General features: G+C 61.1%; 16 protein-coding genes. 5 read left to right on the plus strand and 11 right to left on the minus strand.

Annotated elements, in window-relative coordinates:
- Positions 1–96 precede the first annotated feature (96 nt).
- The gene (locus ACF6ZU_RS08925; protein WP_392891655.1) at positions 97–1,431 is read right to left on the minus strand and encodes a DEAD/DEAH box helicase; all 1,335 of its coding nucleotides are present in this window, start codon (positions 1,429–1,431) and stop codon (positions 97–99) included.
- Between the two features lie 52 nt (positions 1,432–1,483).
- Positions 1,484–2,410, minus strand: coding sequence for a drug/metabolite exporter YedA (yedA, locus tag ACF6ZU_RS08930; protein WP_392891657.1), 927 nt, complete (start codon positions 2,408–2,410; stop codon positions 1,484–1,486).
- 164 nt (positions 2,411–2,574) lie between these two features.
- Between yedA and ACF6ZU_RS08935 the strand changes: the two genes are divergently transcribed.
- Positions 2,575–3,030, plus strand: a complete 456-nt coding sequence (locus ACF6ZU_RS08935) for an Lrp/AsnC family transcriptional regulator (protein WP_008031743.1) — start codon at positions 2,575–2,577, stop codon at positions 3,028–3,030.
- 124 nt (positions 3,031–3,154) lie between these two features.
- On the opposite strand, the gene ACF6ZU_RS08940 is transcribed toward ACF6ZU_RS08935, so the two are convergent.
- From ACF6ZU_RS08940 to ACF6ZU_RS08950, 3 genes are all read right to left on the minus strand, one after another.
- The gene (locus ACF6ZU_RS08940) at positions 3,155–3,766 is read right to left on the minus strand and encodes a PolC-type DNA polymerase III (protein WP_392891659.1); all 612 of its coding nucleotides are present in this window, start codon (positions 3,764–3,766) and stop codon (positions 3,155–3,157) included.
- Positions 3,767–3,788: 22 nt separating this feature from the next.
- Entirely contained in the window at positions 3,789–4,268 is a 480-nt protein-coding gene (locus ACF6ZU_RS08945; protein WP_064675757.1) for an NYN domain-containing protein, read from the minus strand.
- 127 nt (positions 4,269–4,395) lie between these two features.
- Entirely contained in the window at positions 4,396–5,139 is a 744-nt protein-coding gene (locus ACF6ZU_RS08950) for a DUF2076 domain-containing protein (protein ID WP_392891661.1), read from the minus strand.
- A 180-nt stretch (positions 5,140–5,319) separates the two neighbouring features.
- Between ACF6ZU_RS08950 and ACF6ZU_RS08955 the strand changes: the two genes are divergently transcribed.
- Both ACF6ZU_RS08955 and ACF6ZU_RS08960 read left to right on the plus strand, forming a co-directional pair.
- A complete protein-coding gene (locus tag ACF6ZU_RS08955) occupies positions 5,320–5,994 on the plus strand; it encodes a YciC family protein (protein ID WP_392891663.1) in 675 nt (224 codons plus the stop codon).
- Between the two features lie 66 nt (positions 5,995–6,060).
- Entirely contained in the window at positions 6,061–7,140 is a 1,080-nt protein-coding gene (locus tag ACF6ZU_RS08960) for an endonuclease/exonuclease/phosphatase family protein (RefSeq protein ID WP_392891665.1), read from the plus strand.
- 127 nt (positions 7,141–7,267) lie between these two features.
- Here the strand turns inward: ACF6ZU_RS08960 and ACF6ZU_RS08965 are convergent, their stop codons facing one another.
- The 5 genes from ACF6ZU_RS08965 to ACF6ZU_RS08985 all read right to left on the minus strand — a co-directional run bounded on the left by ACF6ZU_RS08965 (position 7,268) and on the right by ACF6ZU_RS08985 (position 13,156).
- Entirely contained in the window at positions 7,268–8,104 is an 837-nt protein-coding gene (locus tag ACF6ZU_RS08965; protein ID WP_392891666.1) for an ABC transporter ATP-binding protein, read from the minus strand.
- Positions 8,092–8,895: an ABC transporter permease gene (locus ACF6ZU_RS08970; RefSeq protein WP_392891668.1), complete on the minus strand. Its 804-nt coding sequence runs from the start codon at positions 8,893–8,895 to the stop codon at positions 8,092–8,094. Before ACF6ZU_RS08970 ends, ACF6ZU_RS08965 begins: the two co-directional genes overlap by 13 nt.
- Positions 8,896–8,904: 9 nt before the next feature.
- Complete coding sequence (locus ACF6ZU_RS08975; protein ID WP_392891670.1) at positions 8,905–9,891, minus strand: ABC transporter substrate-binding protein; 987 nt, start codon at positions 9,889–9,891, stop codon at positions 8,905–8,907.
- A gap of 382 nt (positions 9,892–10,273) precedes the next feature.
- Entirely contained in the window at positions 10,274–11,644 is a 1,371-nt protein-coding gene (locus tag ACF6ZU_RS08980) for an aspartate aminotransferase family protein (protein ID WP_392891672.1), read from the minus strand.
- 21 nt (positions 11,645–11,665) lie between these two features.
- A complete protein-coding gene (locus tag ACF6ZU_RS08985) occupies positions 11,666–13,156 on the minus strand; it encodes an aldehyde dehydrogenase (RefSeq protein ID WP_392893756.1) in 1,491 nt (496 codons plus the stop codon).
- A gap of 224 nt (positions 13,157–13,380) precedes the next feature.
- Between ACF6ZU_RS08985 and ACF6ZU_RS08990 the strand changes: the two genes are divergently transcribed.
- Positions 13,381–14,310, plus strand: coding sequence for a LysR substrate-binding domain-containing protein (locus ACF6ZU_RS08990; RefSeq protein ID WP_392893758.1), 930 nt, complete (start codon positions 13,381–13,383; stop codon positions 14,308–14,310).
- Between the two features lie 1,198 nt (positions 14,311–15,508).
- Here the strand turns inward: ACF6ZU_RS08990 and hrpB are convergent.
- Complete coding sequence (gene hrpB, locus ACF6ZU_RS08995; RefSeq protein WP_392891673.1) at positions 15,509–18,028, minus strand: ATP-dependent helicase HrpB; 2,520 nt, start codon at positions 18,026–18,028, stop codon at positions 15,509–15,511.
- 109 nt (positions 18,029–18,137) lie between these two features.
- Between hrpB and ACF6ZU_RS09000 the strand changes: the two genes are divergently transcribed.
- Positions 18,138–18,557, plus strand: coding sequence for a polyribonucleotide nucleotidyltransferase (locus tag ACF6ZU_RS09000; protein ID WP_392891675.1), 420 nt, complete (start codon positions 18,138–18,140; stop codon positions 18,555–18,557).
- Positions 18,558–18,580 lie beyond the last annotated feature (23 nt).

Raw genomic sequence — 18,580 nt, forward strand, 5'->3', positions numbered from 1 at the left:
CGAGCAGGCTCGCTCCCACAGGGGATCTGTGTCGGTCACAAATACCCTGTGGGAGCGAGCCTGCTCGCGATGGCGGCTTAACGGACGCAGCGAATTCTAAGGCTTCTTCTTGCGCGGCCCAGTGTTGAACACCGGCACCTTACGCACAGGCTTGATCGAAGGCTCAGGCGCCGAAGCATCGCCACTCTCAACCCATTTACCCAAATTGCGCTTACCGCCACTGGACGTCTTCGGCTTCTTCGGTTTTTTCGGCTTCTTCACCACCTGACCACTGGCATCGGTCTCCGGCACGCGGTGCTCAGGTTCAAAATCGTGTTCGATCTGGCGAGGCAACGTCTGACGCGTCAACGTCTCGATGGCCGACAGCAGATTCACTTCATCCGCGCACACCAGCGAAATAGCCTGCCCGGTGGCGCCCGCACGACCGGTACGACCGATGCGGTGGATGTAGTCCTCAGCGACGATCGGCAGGTCGAAATTGACCACCAGCGGCAAATCTTCGATATCCAGACCACGGGCCGCGACGTCAGTGGCCACCAAAATCTGCACTTCGCTGGCCTTGAAACGGTCCAGCGCACGCTGACGGGTAGCCTGGGGTTTGTCGCCATGGATGCCGTCGGCGTTGATGCCCAGGCCCTGGAGTTTTTCCACCAGCGCATCCACACCGTTACGGGTCTTGGCGAACACCAGCACCTGCTTCCACTTGCCCTTGCGCAGCAGATGGATGAACAGTTCCGGCTTGCGCTTCTTGTCCACCGTCACCACCCATTGCTTGACGGTGTTGGCGGCCACGTTACGCGGGCTGACTTCGATGCTCAGCGGATCGTTGAGCATCTGCCCGGCCAGCAGGCGTATCGCGTCGGAGAAGGTCGCGGAGAACAACAGCGTCTGACGTTTCTTCGGCAGCACGCGGTAAATGTTCCCCAGCTCTTCGGAAAAGCCCAGGTCGAGCATGCGGTCGGCTTCGTCCAGCACCAGGGTTTGCAGCTGGTTGAATTTCAGCGCGTTCTGGCGGAACAGGTCGAGCAGACGGCCCGGTGTCGCGACCAACAGGTCAACGCCTTTGCGCAGCTTCATCATCTGCGGGTTGATGCTGACACCGCCGTACACCGCGTAAGTGCTCAGCGGCAGGTTCTCGGCGTACTGGCGCACGGCTTCGTGAACCTGCTCGGCCAGCTCGCGGGTCGGCACCAGGATCAGCGCGCGCACCGAGTTGGCGGTGACTTTCGGCCCTTCCATGGCCAGCAATTGCAGCAGCGGCAGCGCGAAACCGGCGGTCTTGCCGGTGCCGGTCTGGGCGGCGGCCATCAGGTCGCGACCGGCCAGCACCGCCGGAATGGCTTGCGCCTGAACCGGCGTCGGGGTCTGGTAGCCGAGCGTCTCGAGAGAGCGCAGCAAGGGTTCGATCAGGCCAAGGGTGGCGAAAGTCATGGGATTACCGTAGGAAAAATCAGAGCGGGCATGCAATGGCGCGCAGTTTACCCTAATTCACACGGGATTCTGTCGGCACCGCTACGGCCGGCTGCACAGGCGTCCGGCGCCACTGCGGCAAACCGATCAACACCACGGCGCTGATGATCACCAGCATGGCCAGCGCTTCTTCGATGCCGATGGTCTCGCCGACAAACACGATCCCCAGCAACACCGCCACCGCCGGGTTGACGTAGGCATAACTGGTGGCCGCCGCCGGACGTACGTTTTTCAACAGGTACATGTAGGCGTTAAAGGCGATGATCGAACCGAAGAAGGTCAGGTAGGCCAGCGCCGCCCACCCTTCAATCGGTGGCATGGCCTCCAGATGTTCACCGCTCATCGCACTGCCGATCAGCAGCGCCACGCCGCCCACCAGCATTTCCACGGCACTGGCCATCGCGCCCTGGGGCAACGGCAAGTGTTTGCTCCAGACTGAACCGAACGCCCAGGCCGCTGCCGCAAAGATCAGCAACATCGCACCCAGCGGGCTCGATTGCAGGTTGGAACCCAGGTTGAGCATGGCGATGCCGATCATCCCGAGCACAATCCCGGCCCATTCGAGACGGGTATTACGGGCTCCCCAGAAATATCCACAGAGCAAGGTAAACAGCGGTACCGTCGCCACCGCCAAGGCAGCAACCCCCGATGCCACGCCAGTGTGCTCAGCCACGCTCACCGCTCCGTTGCCGAAGCTGAGCAGCAAAATCCCGATGATGCCCGCGGCTTTCCACTGCGTCCATGTCGGTGCCGGCGCCCCGCGCCAGCGCAGGAACGCGTACATCAACGTTCCGGCAATCACGAAACGGATACCGGCAAGCAACAGCGGCGGCCAGTATTCGATACCGATGCGGATCACCAGATAGGTCGAGCCCCAAATCACGTACAAGGCGAAAAAGGCGGCGATCAAGGGCAAGGGAAAACGGCGCAGGCCAGGCATTGGGAAGCTCGCAGGCAAGGACAAATGAACCGCTATTCTAGAAAGGCCAACCGCGGAAAATAAGTTACAAAACCTGTTTATAGCGACGGTACACTTTTCAAATCACGGAGATCGGCGCTATAAACCGTGCTTTCGAAAGTCAGTCATTTTTCAGGAAAATCACCATGGACAAATACGACCGCATGCTCCTCAGCGCCCTGCTGGAAAACGGTCGCGCGTCCTACGCCGACCTTGCGCGCAAGGTCAACCTGTCCGCCCCGGCCGTGGCCGAACGCGTGGCCAAGCTTGAGGCCAGCGGGGTGATCACCGGCTACCAGGCAAAAGTCGACATGGCCAAGCTGGGCTTGCCGATCCAGTGCGTGATCGAACTGCGGCTGAACCAGCACGGCAATCAAAAGGCCTACGACGACCTGATCAAAATCCCACAGCTGACCGAATGCCACCGGGTAACAGGTGATCCGTGCGTGATCATGCAAGCGGCGGTGGGTTCGATGCCGGAGCTGGAAGAGCTGATCAACCGGATTGCCACGTTCGGGTTCAGCAAGACGTCGATCGTGCTGTCGAGCGCGATAGAGAAGCGCGTGCCGCTGGGACAGCTGGAAGCCAATGGAAAGCCCTGAGACAACACAAACCCTGTAGGAGCGAGCCTGCTCGCGATAGCGATTTATCATTCAACATTGATGTCGACTGATACACCGCTATCGCGAGCAGGCTCGCTCCCACAGGGGTTCACCGGTGTTTCTGTCAAAACCCGCGATGGCGCTTGAGGTGTTCGTTGATTTTGGCCGCCGGCACTTTCTGCAAACTGACCAACAAATCATGGGACAACTCGCGCAGCCCGTGCTTCTGCCGCAACTCTTGCGCCAGATGCGCCGTCAGGTTGGCCGCCATCTCGGCGTCGGCCATGGCCCGGTGAGCTTTACCGGTGTTGGGCAGGCACGCGAAAGTGGTGAGGGTGCCGAGTTTGTGATTCGGCGCAGCCGGCATCAATCGACGGGCCAGTAGCAGCGAACAGGCAAAGTTCTGCAACCGCGTGCGTTTGATCCGCCCCAATTCAAAATCCCAGAACTTCTGGTCGAACGCCGCGTTGTGCGCCAGCAGTGGCGTGGTGCCGACGAATTCGTTGACCTCGTTCATCACCTGCTCGGCCGAGGGCGCGGTGCGCAGCATGGCGTTGCTGATGCCGGTGAGTTGTTCGATGAAGGCCGGGACGCGCACGCCGGCGTTCATCAGGCTCTGGTAACGCTCGACGATGCGCCCCTGTTCAAGGATCACCACGGCAATTTCCGTGGCCCGGCAGCTGCTGCTCGGGGAGATCCCGGTGGTTTCAAAGTCGATGACTGCTATGCGTTCCAAACCTGTTTCAACTCCGTAAAAATCAATTCTTGAGCAGCAACGCGCCTTCGATCGGCACATAACGACTGGCGGCGCGGATCAGCGAGTTGGCGGTCAGGCCCGGTACGCCGTAGGCCACGGCTTGCACGCCGTGCTTGGCGATGATGCGTTCCAGCAGCATGTCGAAATCACCGTCACCGGAGGCCAGCACCACTTCGTCGACGTGATCGGCAGCGTCCATGATGTCGAGGGTGATGCCCACGTCCCAGTCGCCCTTGGCCGAGCCGTCGCTGCGCTGGATGTAGGGTTTGAGCTTCACGGTGAAGCCGAGGTTGCGCAGGATCTGCTGGAACTGCTGCTGTTTGCTGTCGCCGCGATCGATCGCGTAGGCGTAAGCCTCGACGATCTCGCCCTGCTTGCTGATGTCAGCCCACAGAGCGGCGTAGTTGAAGTGGCAACCATAGGCCTGGCGCACGGTGTAATAGAGGTTCTGGACATCGGCGAACACTGCAATTTTTTTCACCGTGCATCCTCTTTCGCGCAGGCGGGATCAGGCACCGGGCCCGAAAAGTTGCCCAGTATGCCAGTCCGGAGGATTGTTCCGCGAATAATCGGCCCGGAGCGCCGCAGCGCTCCGGACGAATGGCGTGTCAGACGAAGGAATCGTCGTCGCCGCCGAAAAACGATGAACTGTCATCGTTGTAGTCAGCGTCGGCGTAACCGCCCTGATCATTGGAATTGTCAGCCATGCGCCGGTCATCGCCCCAGCCGTTGTCACCGCTCTGATCGTTGACCTGGGCCGGTTCTTCCTTGATCACTTCAACCACTTCCGGTTGCTGGTTGTGATGAAACAGGCTGCTGATGCCCTGTGCCAGCATCACGCCACCCGCCACGCCGGCGGCGGTTTTCAGCGCGCCACCGAGAAAGCCACTGCCGGCCGGCTGTTGCGGCGCGTAATTCTGCTGCGGTGGCGGTGCACCGAAATTCTGCTGCGGTGGCTGGGCGTTGAACGACGGGCGGCCCGGTTCACGCCAGCCACCGTTGGAGGGCGGCGCGCTTGGCGCAGGCGCTTCACGGGAACTGCCGCCGAAGATACTCGACAGGAAACCACCACCGCTCGGTGCCGGCGCGGCGGTCTGCGCCTTGGCCGATTGCAGTTCAGCCTGCAATTGCTGGATTTGCTCGGTGAGTTGCTTGTTCTGTTGGTCGAGGCTCTTGATCGCAGCCTCTTGCACCAGAATGGCCTGGGTCATGAAGTAGCCCGCCGCGGGTTGGCGAGCCAGATGCTCCTTGATCCGCGCCTCGGCCAGGGCGTCGCGCGGGGCTGCGTCCGTTTCGGCCTGTTGCAGCCGGGAAAACAGTCCATCGATCAGGGTTTGTTCTTCGGTGTTCATGGCGACCTCGTAGATTGCCGGAAAATCGGTGACCTTCTCCAAAGAGGATACGGCGCTCGACCTTAATGGAGGCTGAAACAAGTTGTTTCAACGGCCTTTACCGAACGTTTACGTTTGCGCCCCGACGCGTTGCATCGGTTAAAGTGGGCCACTGCTTTCCACCACCTGCGATACCGACTGATGAATCCGTTCGATGTACTGCGTGACTCGCTGTATTTCTTCAAGCGCAATCTGGGCCAGATTGTGCGGCTGTGCCTGCCGCTGGTGATTTTCGAAGCGCTGCTGCAACAAGTGGTCGACCACAACACCGTGCCGGACAGTTTTCCCGGCATCAGCGTGATCGTCGGCCTGCTGGTGTATCCGCTGTACACCGCCGCGCTGATCCTGTTTCTCGACGCGCGCAGCCGTGGCGAATCGCCGCGCAACCGTGACCTGCTGTCGAGAGCCGCCTACCTGTGGCCGCGCTTCGCCCTCCTCACGGCGCTCAATACCCTGCTGATCCTGCTCGGCCTGTCGTTGTACTTCCTGCCGGGCATCTGGCTGATGGTGACCCTGGCGTTCGGCGAATACCTGCTGGTGCTGCGCGGCCTGGCGCCACTGGCGGCGATGAAGGAAAGCCTGCGCCTGACCCGCGGTCATTTCCTGCGCATCCTGGTGTGCATCCTGTGTGTGATGGGCCCGTTGTGGCTGCTCAAGGGGGTGACGCTCAACGTTTATCCCGAGCCGCAGAACCCGGTGATTTCGCTGGTGATCGACAGCGCCCACAGCTTTTTGCAGCTGTTCACCAGCGTGGTGTTGTTCCGTTTGTTCATGCTGATCAGCGACGTTCCCGAGAAAATCGACCGGCCGCTCTGACCGTGGGCTTCGGTCCGACAGTCGGTTATGCTCGGGGCCATCTTTTGTAACGCGATAAGCCGTGCCATGACCCGACTGCTGCGCTACACCCTGCTGGGCCTGTTGATGTTCGTCGGCCTGATGGCCTTGCTGATCTACAACCTGACCTGGCGCCCCGACGCCAGGGAAACGTTGCCGGTCAGTTGCAACTCACAGGCACCGACGCTGGTGCCCGGGCAGGCGCTGAAGGTCATGACCTGGAACGTCCAGTACCTGGCGGGCAAGCGCTATGTGTTCTGGAATGACCTCGCCGCCGGCACCGACGAAAACCCTACCCCCGAAGACATGGCCTTCAGCCTCGACGAAGTGGCGCGGGTGATTCGCGACGAGCAACCGGACATCGTGTTGCTGCAAGAACTCGACGATGGCGCCAAGGCCAGCGACTACCAGAACCAGTTCAAACTGCTTCAGGAGCGCGTCGCCGACCTGTACCCCTGCAGTGCCCACGCCTTCGACTGGAAAGCCGATTTCGTCCCGCAGCCGCACATCTTTGGCAGCGTCGGCCGGCAACTGGCAACCCTCAGCCGCTTCCAGATCGAACACGCCGAACGCCTGCAACTGCCGGTCGAGCCGGTCAACTTCATCAGCCGCCAGTTCAAACCGAAAAACGCCTTGCTGGTGACTTACCTGCCCCTGAGCGACGGCGGCCAGATCGCGGTGCTCAACACCCACCTGGACCGTGTCCTCCAGCCTGACGACACGTTGCAGGCCCAGGTGACCGCCGTCGCCAAAGTCCTCGACAAGTACGAAAGCCGTGGCACACCGTGGCTGATCGGCGGGGATTTCAATCTGTTGCCGCTGGGACAATACCGACGCCTGCCCACTGAGCAACGCACGCCCTACTCCGCCGACAGCGCGCTGCATCTGTTGTGGGACAAGTACCCGATGATTCCGACCAACAACGAAGCCAGCGGCATCGACCGGGCACGGTGGCTGACTCATTACCCGAATGATCCGGGGCTGAACGGCCCGGACCGGACCGTTGACTACCTGTTCTACAGCCCGCGGATCAAGCGGGTCGAGGCGATGGTGCGGCAGGACGATACGTTGCGCATTTCCGATCATTTGCCGGTGATTGCGCGGTTCCTCCTGCCGGCTGCGCCGTAGCCCCGGCCAAACACAAAACCTTGTAGGAGCCGGCTTGCTGGCGATAGCGGTGTGTCAGGCAACATCATCGTTGAAGGTACCGACGCCATCGCCAGCAAGCCGGCTCCTACAGGGGATTGCGGGACACTCAATGGACCTCCTCCAGGTCGTCATGCAGCAACCCGAAAATATCGCGTTTCATCTCGATGAACGAGCGTTCCATGACCATGTCCAGGGTCCGCGGACGTTCGATCGGCACGTCGAGAATCTGCTTGATCCGCCCCGGCCGCGCGCCCATCACATAGACCCGGTCACCCAGCAGAATCGCCTCGTCGATGTCGTGGGTCACGAACAACACGGTCTTCTTGCTGTTGCCCCAGACACGCAGTAGCAGCTGCTGCATTTGCAGGCGCGTCTGGCTGTCGAGGGCGCCGAAGGGTTCGTCCATCAGCAGGATCTGCGGGTCGTTGGCCAACGCGCGGGCAATCGCCACACGCTGCATCATGCCGCCCGACAACTGCTTGGCGTAGTTGTCGGCGAACCCGCTGAGGCCGACTTCGTTGACGTAGTAATCGACGATGTCCTTGCGCTGCGCCGCCGCCATGCCGCGACGCTTGAGGCCGAACTCGACGTTCTGTCGCACGGTCAGCCACGGAAACAGCGTGTAGCTCTGGAACACCATGCCGCGGTCCGCGCCAGGCCCCTGAACTTGCTGACCGCCGACATAAATCTCGCCTTCCGTAGGCTCGTTCAGCCCGGCAGTGAGGTACAGCAAACTCGACTTGCCGCAACCCGACGGCCCGACCAGCACGGCGAATTGCTGGTCCGGGACTTCGAACGAAACCTGATCCAGCGCGGTGAACACGCCGCCATCGGGCTTTTGATAGCGCAGGCTGACCTTGTCCACTTGCAGACGTGGCGCGGCGTGCGTCGGGGTAGCCATCGGAATGACAAGACGCGGGTTGACGGCGGTTACTGAGCCCATGCGGCAATCCTCAGGCGAAGGAAACGGAACAGTTGATCGGTGACCAGGCCGAGCAGGCCGATGATCGCGATGGCGAGGAAAATCACATCCACCTGAAAGCCGCGCATGGCTTTGAGGCTCAGGTAACCCAGGCCACTGGAAGCGGCGACCAGTTCGGCGACCACCAGGTATGTCCAGGCCCAGCCCATGGTCACGCGCAAGGTGTCGAGCACGCCCGGCAACGAGGCCGGTGCGATCACATGCAACACCGCATCGCGACGGTTCGAACCCAGGGTGTAAGAGGCGTTGATCAGGTCCTTGGAAATGCCTTTGGACACGTCCGCGATCATCACCAGTTGCTGGAAAAACACACCGAAGATGATCACCGAGACCCGCTGCTCCAGGCCGATGCCGATCCACAGAATGAACAACGGCACAAACGAGGTCACCGGCAGGTAACGGATGAAATTCACCATCGGCTCGAGGAACGCCTGGACGATGCGGAAGCTGCCCATCAGTAACCCCAGCGGCACTGCCACCAGCGACGAAACGACGAAACCGACCACCACCACTTCGAGGCTGGCCCACACATGCAGACCGAGGGTGCCGTCGCGGCCCAGGCGCACGGCGGCTTCGACCACCGCGCCCGGTGTCGGCAGGAACATGCCCGGCACGATGCCGCCGTAAGACAACCCGGCCCACAGCCCCACCAACAACACCCAGGCCAGGCCGCTCGCGCTCCAGATCACCGACACCGGCAAACCGGTCTTGGGCGTGATGGCGCGGCTCAGCCATGAATTGCGCTTGAACATGGGAACCTCCTACAGCGGGCTGACGAAACGGTTGTCGATCAAATCGTCATTGCTGACGTTGTAGGGTTTGCCCTGCAATTCACTGGCGGTTTCGTTGGCCAGTTTGATCAACGGCTCGCTGTCGCCCGGCTTGCCCGGTGCGCCCAGTAGTTTTTCGCTCATGGCCTGATCGTAGAAGCGCACACCTTGCGCGGCGGCGGCCAGTTCCTTCGGATCGGCGAGGTAACCGCCGACGCCCTTGGCCATGATTTTGTAGGCTTCTTCAGGATGATCCTTGGTGTACTGCACCGCCTTGTACAGACCGGCGACCAACGCCTTGACGTCTTCCGGCTGCTTCTCGATGACCGTGCAGTTGAGTGCGACCACATCGACAATCACGCCCGGTGTGCTGCTGCTGTCGATCAAGACTTTGCCTTGCTTCTTGTCACGGACCATCGACAGGTGCGGTTCCCAGGTCACGGCAGCCGGCACGCGACCGGCAATGAACGCGGTGGCGGCGTCATCGGCCGTCATGTTCTGCACGGTGATGTCGCTCATGGTCATGCCGTGTTTCTTCAGCAGGTATGAGAGCCAGAACTGTGAAGTCGAACCTTCGTTCACCGCCACAGCCTTGCCTTTCAGCTCCTGCAGACTCTTGACGTCCTTGCCCACCAGAACACCGTCGCCACCATGGCTGTCATCGAGCGCGGCGACCGCCTTGAAGCAGAACTGCGGACGGTATTTCAGCACTTCGTCGATGGTCGAGGCCGAGCCGGACAACTCGCCCGACGCCTGCGCGGCCATGTACATCGAGGCTTCTTCGACGACGGGCAACTCGACGGTCAAACCGCCTTCCTTGAAGTAGCCCAGGTCCTGAGCGAGGTAGAGGGTGCCGTAACCGACCCACGTGGTATGGCCGATAGAGAGGGTGCCGGCCTGGGCGCTGGTGGCGACCGTGGCAGCGATGGCGGTGACCGCCAGTGGATGAACGACGCGAGTAAGCAAGGACTTGATCATGGAGCACTCCCAAAGCTGTTGATTTAGTTTTGTCATGGGCAGTACGGCCAGCAGCCTTGAGGAGCGCTGCCATTTTTGGTCTCTGATGGACCGGTTGGCGGGCAGCGTTCGGCTGACTGGCGAGGTCGATGTTGGACCAAGGTGGGGATTAGGAAAATTAGGAAATATGTCGGTGGGAGTGATGAAAAAACTGGGTAGCGTGCGCGGAAAAAGGGCGGTGTTGGCGGGGGTGCACGGGGTGGGTGCAAAACCTGAGAGGTGTGTTGAATCGGCAATAGCAATCGCGAGCAGGCTCGCTCCTACAGGGGATTTGTGATCGACACAGATCCAATGTAGGAGCGAGCCTGCTCGCGATTAAGGTCCGAAGGACCTTCCGGCTACATCAGAGCCGGCCGTATTCCTGAGCCGTACGATCAACCGCTTTCAGGGTCTTGCCCACCAGCTCATCAACCTCTTCCCGACTGGCAATCAACGCCGGCGCCATGATCATCCGCCCCAGCGTCGAACGAATGATCACGCCCTCCTCAAAGCCAATCGTGCGGCAGCGCCAGGCAATGTCGTTCTCGTTGGCGAAACGCTTGCGACTGGTTTTGTCCTCCGCCAACTGCAACGCCGCAACCATCCCGACGCCCTGGATATCCCCCACCAACGGGTGATTGCCGAACACCTCGCGCAGGCACTGTTGCAGGTACGGCCCGATGTCATCCTTGACCCGCGTCACCACCCCTTCATCGCGCAACGCCTTGAGGTTGGCGATGGCCACCGCCGCCGCTACCGGGTGCCCGGAGTACGTCAGGCCGTGGGCAAACACGCCGCCCTGCTCGACCAACACCTGCGCCATTTTCTTCGACAGAATCAGCCCGCCCATGGGGATGTAGCCGGAGGTCAGGCCCTTGGCGATCGACAACGTGTCCGGCTCGAAACCGAAGTGCTCGTGGGCGAACCATTCGCCGGTGCGACCGAAGCCGCCGATCACTTCGTCGGCGCACAACAGCACGTCGTACTTGCGGCAGATCCGCTGGATTTCCGGCCAGTAGCTTTCTGGCGGGAAGATCATCCCGCCCGCGCCCTGGAACGGTTCGGCGATGAACCCGGCGACCTTGTCCGCGCCCAGCTCGAGAATCTTCGCTTCGAGTTGCTGCGCCGCCCGCAGGCCGAATTCGGCCGGGGTCAGGTTGCCTTCGTGGGCGAAAAAATACGGCTCGTCGATGTGCTCGATGTCCGGCAGCATGCCGCCCATTTCGTGCATGAACTTCATGCCGCCGAGCGCCGTCGCCGCCAGCGTCGAACCGTGATAACCGTTCCAGCGACCGATCATGATTTTCTTCTCGGGCTTGCCGAGAATCGTCCAGTAACGGCGCACGGTACGGATCAGCACCTCGTTGGCTTCCGAGCCGGAGTTGGTGTAGATCGCGTGGCTGTAGTGCCCCGGCAACAGGCTGAACAACAGCTCCGAAAGCTCGATCACCTGCGGGTGGGTGGTGTGGAAAAACATGTTGTAGTACGGCAGTTGCTCAAGCTGCTGAGCCGCCGCAGCCGCCAGGTCCTTGCGGCCGTAACCGAGGTTGGTGCACCACAGCCCGGACATGCCGTCGAGGTAGCGCCGACCATCGTTGTCCCACAGGTGCAGGCGTTCGCCGCGGACCATCACGCGCGGTCCTTCGTCGTTGAGCGCCTTCTGATCGACGAATGCATGGATGTGGTGCGCAGCGTCGGCGGCCTGGTAGTCGCGGGTTTCACGTGGTGTGGTCATCGCCAGTTCTCCGTTTTGTTTTTAGCGCAGCTGAAACCAGGTGGTCTTCAACTGGGTGTATTTATCGAATGAGTGCAGCGACAGGTCACGGCCGAAACCGGACTGCTTGCCGCCGCCGAATGGCACCGTCACGTCGAGTGCATCGACGCTGTTCACCGACACCGTGCCGGCGCGCAATTGCCGCGCCACGCGGTGCGCGCGATTGAGGTCGTCGGTCCACAGCGAAGCGGCCAGACCGTAAACGCTGTCGTTGGCCAGTTGCAAGGCGTGTGCCTCGTCATCGAACGCCGTCACTGCCAGCACCGGCCCGAATACTTCATCGCGAAACAGCGGCATGTCCGGGGTCACACCGGTGAAGATCGTCGGCTGAATGAAGTTGTCGGAACCGTTGAAAATCGACTGCCGACCGCCGCACACCCGGGTGGCGCCCTGACGCTCGGCCTGCTCGATGAACTTCATGATGCGCGCGGTCTGGCGGCTGTCGACGATCGCCCCGGCGCTGCTCGACGGGTCCAGCGGATCGCCCGGCAGCCAGCGTTCGGCCTGGGCCTTGAGGCGCTCGACGAACTCATCGTGAATCGAACGCTGCACCAGCAACCGTGAGTTGGCGGAGCACACTTCGCCCTGATTGAAGAAGATGCCGAACGCGGCTTTCTCGGCGGCGAGGTCCAGGTCCTGGCAATCGGCGAACACCAGGTTGGCGCTCTTGCCACCGCATTCCAGCCACACCTGTTTCAGGTTCGATTGCGCGGAATACTGCATGAAATATTTGCCGACTTCGGTGGAGCCGGTGAACACCAGGCAATCGACGTCCGGGTGCAAGCCGAGGGCTTTGCCGGTCTGCTCGCCAAGCCCGGGCAGCACGTTCAGTACGCCGGCGGGAAGACCGGCTTCCAGCGCCAGCTCGGCCAGGCGCAGGGCGGAAAACGGTGATTGCTCGGCGGGTTTGAGGATCACCGAATTGCCGGCGGCCAGGGCCGGGGCGAGTTTCCACGCGGCCATGTCCAGCGGGAAATTCCACGGCACCACGGCGGCGACCACGCCCAGCGCTTCGCGGGTAATTGTCGCCAACACGTTCTTAGCGCTCGGGGCGATCTGGTCGTAGAGTTTGTCGAGGCTTTCGGCGTACCAGCGAAACACCCCGGCAGCGCCCGGCACGTCGATGTTGTAGGCATCCATCACCGGTTTGCCCATGTTCAGCGAATCCAGCAGCGCCAGTTCTTCGCGATGGGTCAGGATCAGGTCGGCGAGGCGCAGCAGCACTTGCTTGCGTTCAGCCGGTGAACGCGCCGACCAGGTGCCGGCCTCGAACACCTGCTGTGCATTTTTCACCGCTGCGTCCACGTCTTCGGCGCCGCAGGCCGCCACGTGGGCCAGGACCTGGCCGGTGGCCGGGTTGATGGCGGTGAAGGTCTGGCCGGACAGCGCCGAACGGTGTTTACCGTCGATCATCGCCTGGTCGGGGAAAGACAGTACTGCCGCCTTTTTTTGCCAATCTGCAAGCTCGAACACGTTCAAATGCTCCATGGGCTTTTCTTGTGCTTGGATGGTGGCTCAGGCCCGTGTCGAGGAAAAATAGTAAAAATGTCATCGCAGACCATGAAAAAACTGTTCAGCCCATCTCCACGGTGGCGCGGGATGTGGTTATTGTTCAGGCACAACAACACCGTCGTCAGAACGGACGCAGTCGGCGCAAAAATTGCTGGATGTCGAGTCCATCCACCCCGAGGTTTGCCGTGGCTGCCTACAACCTGCGTCAATTGAAATACTTCATCACCACCGTCGAATGCGGCAGCGTCGCCGAGGCTTCGCGCAAGCTGTACATCGCCCAGCCGGCGATCTCCACGGCGATCAAAGGCCTGGAAGACAGTTTCGGCGTGCAACTGCTGATCCGTCATCACGCACAGGGCGTGTCCCTGACCCCGAGCGGTGCACGCTTCTACCGCAAGGCCCAGGAACTGCTGCGCATGGCCAAGGAGTTCGAACAGAACGCCCTGGCCGACAATGACGTGGTGGCCGGGCAGATCGATATCGGCTGCTTCGAAACCGTCGCGCCGCTGTACCTGCCACAGTTGATTGCCGGGTTCTCTGCGCTGTACCCCGGCGTGAAGATCCGCATCCGCGACGGCGAGCAGCAGGAACTGGTGCAAGGCCTGACCTCGGGCACCTTCGACCTGGCGATCCTCTATGAGCACGACCTCGACGCGACCATCGAAACCGAACCGCTGATGCCGGCGCAGCGACCTTACGCGCTGCTGCCAGCGGATCATCGCTTCGCCCAACTCAAGCAAGTTTCGCTACGTGATCTGTGCCTGGAGCCGATGATTCTGCTGGACGTGCAACCGAGCCGGACTTACTTCGTCAGTCTGTTCGAAGAATTGAACCTGTCGCCCAACATCGCCTTCAGCTCACCGTCGATCGAGATGGTCCGGGGCATGGTCGGCCAAGGGTTCGGCTTCTCGATCCTGGTCACCCGGCCACATTCGGAATGCACCTACGACGGCCAGAAAGTGGTGTGCGTGGACATCGTCGAAGACGTCACCGGCTCGGGATTGGTGGCGGCGTGGCTCAAGCGCGGGCAACTGACCAAACCGGCGCAGCTGTTTGCCGACTATTGCCGCGAACAGCTCACCGCCAAGGCCGAAAGATCACACGATCCTCTGTAGGAGCGAGCTTGCTCGCGAAGAACGTTAACGATAACGCGGGCGGCCTGGATGAACGCGTTGTCTGGACGTTTTTCGCGAGCAAGCTCGCTCCTACAACGTTCGTGGATGTTTGAGAAGTTGGGGTAAACCCAATCCTGTAGGAGCCAGCTGGCTGGCGATGGCGTCCGAAAGATCGGTGCAACATCCAAGAACCCCATCGCCGGCAAGCCGGCTCCTACGAGGGATGTGGATGTTTGAGAGGTGGGGTGAAATCAAACCTGTAGGAGCCGGCTTGCTGGCGATCGCGGTGACCCAGTAAACAAATCGGCTGACTGACACACCGCGATCGCCAGCAAGCCGGGTCCTACAGTGGAGTGCGCATTTTACTTGCGGGTTTGATCCGCGCGGTGGCTTCGGCCACCAACGGATCCCACCTCGGCAAGTCTGGAATGCCAAAGGCGTTGATACGTTATCCAGCTGATTCCAAATAGTTATAAAAAACTGTGATTTATCACAGTACTTCCGCATTGAAACTTTCGGTAAAAAACGACTAACCCACGCCTGACAAGTTATCGCGCGTGTCGATATGGGAAATTCTCGCACCAGACTCTTACGGACGCTTGATCGAACCGACCATTAATTAGCAAACGGAGTATTATTGTATGTCCACGATCAATAAAAAAACTCTACTCCCAATCATTCTTGCTTGGGTTGCGTTATTTAGTGCATATCAACAAGTCGCGGCACAGACGCCCGTCGAAGAAGGTGTGACACAAATACCAGTTTCACCACTTATACCGCACCTAAAGCCCCCTCCTCCTGATGCAGTAACGAGACAATATGGATGCGGTTTTGGAGTTAACAATGAGTCCATCACTGCTAAGGTCACAACTTGGTATGCCTCCGGTAAATCCGTTGCGACAGTCACAGACGTTCATCTGACGAGGTACCATTCTGCAGCATCAGCGTCCTTGACTATCGAAGCCACCGGCGCCACAAGTCAGACGCAATCAGGTATACCTATGGACGGACAATGGCATAAATCGACCATTTATGTAGTTGGTAACGCTGGCCCTCGGCTCACTGCTTTGACGGAGAGGCCCTTTGTTGCTGGATGCAATCTATCCGCCATGGAACCGTAATTGAGAAGATGGGCGAAAAGGGAGCGCCGCACTGGATGTTGCAGTATTTCCATTTTTAAACCAGACCGGATACGACGTCAGGACTTTCTCGGTTTCACCCGCGCGGTGGCTTCGGCCACCAGCGGGTCATCCGGCCAGTAATGCTTCGGATACCGCCCCTTCAAATCCTTCTTCACCTCGGCATACGTACTGCGCCAGAAGTTCGCCAGGTCCTGCGTCACCTGCACTGGCCGCCGTGCCGGTGACAACAGATGCAACTTCACCACCTGCCGCCCGCCGGCAATGCGCGGGGTGTCGGCCAGCCCGAACAACTCCTGCAAACGCACCGCCAGAATCGGTGGCTGCTCGCTGTAGTCCAGACGAATCGACGACCCCGACGGCACGCTCAAATGATGCGGCGCCAGTTCATCCAGGCGCTGCGGCAATGGCCACGGCAGCAGGTTATGAACGATGCTCGACAGGTCCAGATTGGCAAAATGACTGAGCCGCGAGACCTTACCCAGGTACGGCATCAACCAGTGTTCAAGGCTGTTGACCAACGCCGCATCGCTGACATCCGGCCACTCACTCTCACCCTTGCCAGCCAGATCCAGCTGCCGCAGCAACGCCACACGCGCCTGCCACTGCCGCAGCTCCGGCGTCCACGGCAACAGCTCCAGCCCTTTGCGTCGCACCAGGTTCACCAGCGCCTGACTGCGCGCGGTTTCATCCAGCCCGGTCAACGGTTCACGGCTGAGGATCAGTTCCCCGACCTTACGCTGCCGCTCGGCCCGCAACACGCCTTCGCGCTCGTCCCAATCCAGCTGATCGACCACCCGCACCTGCTCGGCCAGCACCGAATCGAAAAGCCCCGGATCGAAATCCGTCGCCAGGTAAATCCGCTCTTCACGCTGCCCTTGGCGACTGCCCAGATCGGCGATCACCAGCCACGGTTGCTTCATCAAACTGTCGGCTTCGGCGAACAACGCCGCACGACCGTTGGCCAGTCGATATTCCGCGCCGCCGGCACGCCGCTGCTGCGCCACACGGTCGGGATAAGCCAGCGCCAACAACGCACCGAGCCAACGTGGATGATCCGGATCGCTAACCGGTTCCGACGCCTTGCCTCGCAGATAACCGCGATACTGCCGCGCCAGTTGCCGGGCCCGTTGCACACCGCCCTGAGCGCCGCGCGCCGCCCGTTCTTCACCGGACAACAACACCAGACGGCTGTGCAGATCGGCGCCAGCGCCGCGCAAGATATCCCGCTCGCCGAGCAATGCCGCGACATCGCACGCCATTTCCGCCAAGCCAAGCGCCTGACCGCGCAACAACAAATGCGCGATACGCGGATGCGCCGGCAGTTCGGCCATGGCCTGACCGTGACGGGTCAACGTTTCTCCATCCAGCGCCCCGAGGCGATCCAGCAAGTCCTGAGCCTGTGCATAAGCCGCTGCCGGCGGGATGTCGAGCCACACCAACTGCCCCGGTGTCACACCCCAGCGACCGAGCTGCAAGGCCAGCCCGGCAAGGTCCGCCGAAAGAATTTCCGCACTGGCATACGCCGCCAGTTGCTCGTGCTGATCCTGCGACCACAGGCGATAACACACGCCCGGTTCCAGCCGCCCTGCCCGCCCCGCGCGCTGGGTGGCACTGGCCCGGGAGATGCGCTGCGTGTCGAGGCGGGTCATGCCGCTGCCGGGATCGAAACGCGGCACGCGCGCCAGCCCGGCGTCGATCACCACGCGCACGCCGTCGATGGTCAGGCTGGTTTCGGCGATGTTGGTCGCCAGCACCACTTTGCGTTTGCCTGCCGGTGCCGGATCAATCGCGGCGCGTTGTGCGGCGAGGTCCAGTTCGCCGTGCAACGGGCAGAGCACCACCGATGTGCTGTCGCCCAGCGCATCGGCCAGTTGCTGATGCACGCGGCGGATTTCCGCTTGGCCCGGCAGGAACACCAGGAGGCTGCCGGTTTCGTCATTCAAGGCTTCGAGGATGGTCTGCACCAGGCGCGGCTCGATGAACTCGCCGGGCTGGAACGGCCGACCCCAGCGCATCGCTACCGGATACATGCGACCTTCGCTGCGCAGGATCGGCGCATCGTCGAGCAGCCCGGCGAGGCGTTCGCCTTCCAGGGTGGCCGACATCAACAGGATTTTCAGCGGTTGATCTTCGCGGAACAGCTCCCGACCATTCAGGCTCAGGGCCAGGGCCAGATCGGCGTCGAGACTGCGCTCGTGGAATTCGTCGAAGATCAGCAAGCCCACGCCTTCCAGCGCCGGATCATCCTGCAGGCGCCGGGTGAGAATGCCTTCGGTGACCACTTCGATACGCGTGTTGGGGCCCACCTTGCTATCGAGCCGAATGCGATAGCCGACGGTTTCGCCGACCTTTTCCCCCAGCTCGCTGGCCAGCCGCTCCGCCGCCGCCCGCGCCGCCAACCGGCGCGGTTCGAGCATCAGGATGGTCTGCCCGGCCAGCCACGCCTCGTTGAGCAAGGCCAATGGCACACGGGTGGTTTTACCGGCGCCGGGCGGTGCTTCGAGCACGGCTTCGTGGCGTGTCGCCAAGGCTTCACGCAGAGCGGGTAAAACTTCATCAATCGGCAAAGAAATCATGCTGGCTCCAAAACAGAGCGGCGAGTATAACGGCGAACTGCTCGGCGTTTATCAGGGTCCTAATTCATAGAGACGCCCTTTCGTTTTGAAATTACCCAGGAGATTTCATATGCGTGTTCCCTTTCGCCTGATTGGCGGTGTTTTGGTAGCGACCCTGTTGACCCAGGTGACCGCTTGCGGATCGATCTTCTACCCTGATCGCCGCGGGCAGATCGACGGCAAGATCGACCCGGCCATCGCCGCGCTCGACGCCATAGGCCTGCTGTTCTACATCATCCCTGGCCTGATCGCCTTTGCCGTGGACTTTGCCACCGGGGCGATTTACTACGCACCCGGCGAGACCGCTCACGTGGCGCCGGAAAAACTCAAGGAAGCGATCGGCGCCGACGGCAAGGTCGATACCCACAAATTGCAGACTATTCTTGAAACCGAACTGGGCCGCAGCTTCCCGCTGGACGATCCACGCCTGATCCAGCACAAGGGCAGCACTCAGCAACTGGCCCTGCTCGGCCTGCAACCTGCCGCGTAATCCGTGCCCATAAAGGAATAGCC

Source organism: Pseudomonas migulae, assembly GCF_043225285.1.
GTDB classification, from domain to species: Bacteria; Pseudomonadota; Gammaproteobacteria; order Pseudomonadales; family Pseudomonadaceae; genus Aquipseudomonas; species Aquipseudomonas migulae_C.

Bases quoted from the DNA above. Each gene is read 5' to 3' on its own strand.
- ACF6ZU_RS08925 (WP_392891655.1), bottom strand. From the start codon at position 1,431: ATGACTTTCGCCACCCTTGGCCTGATCGAACCCTTGCTGCGCTCTCTC.
- yedA (WP_392891657.1), bottom strand. From the start codon at position 2,410: ATGCCTGGCCTGCGCCGTTTTCCCTTGCCCTTGATCGCCGCCTTTTTC.
- ACF6ZU_RS08935 (WP_008031743.1), top strand. From the start codon at position 2,575: ATGGACAAATACGACCGCATGCTCCTCAGCGCCCTGCTGGAAAACGGT.
- ACF6ZU_RS08950 (WP_392891661.1), bottom strand. From the start codon at position 5,139: ATGAACACCGAAGAACAAACCCTGATCGATGGACTGTTTTCCCGGCTG.
- ACF6ZU_RS08955 (WP_392891663.1), top strand. From the start codon at position 5,320: ATGAATCCGTTCGATGTACTGCGTGACTCGCTGTATTTCTTCAAGCGC.
- ACF6ZU_RS08960 (WP_392891665.1), top strand. From the start codon at position 6,061: ATGACCCGACTGCTGCGCTACACCCTGCTGGGCCTGTTGATGTTCGTC.
- ACF6ZU_RS08965 (WP_392891666.1), bottom strand. From the start codon at position 8,104: ATGGGCTCAGTAACCGCCGTCAACCCGCGTCTTGTCATTCCGATGGCT.
- ACF6ZU_RS08970 (WP_392891668.1), bottom strand. From the start codon at position 8,895: ATGTTCAAGCGCAATTCATGGCTGAGCCGCGCCATCACGCCCAAGACC.
- ACF6ZU_RS08975 (WP_392891670.1), bottom strand. From the start codon at position 9,891: ATGATCAAGTCCTTGCTTACTCGCGTCGTTCATCCACTGGCGGTCACC.
- ACF6ZU_RS08980 (WP_392891672.1), bottom strand. From the start codon at position 11,644: ATGACCACACCACGTGAAACCCGCGACTACCAGGCCGCCGACGCTGCG.
- hrpB (WP_392891673.1), bottom strand. From the start codon at position 18,028: ATGATTTCTTTGCCGATTGATGAAGTTTTACCCGCTCTGCGTGAAGCC.
- ACF6ZU_RS09000 (WP_392891675.1), top strand. From the start codon at position 18,138: ATGCGTGTTCCCTTTCGCCTGATTGGCGGTGTTTTGGTAGCGACCCTG.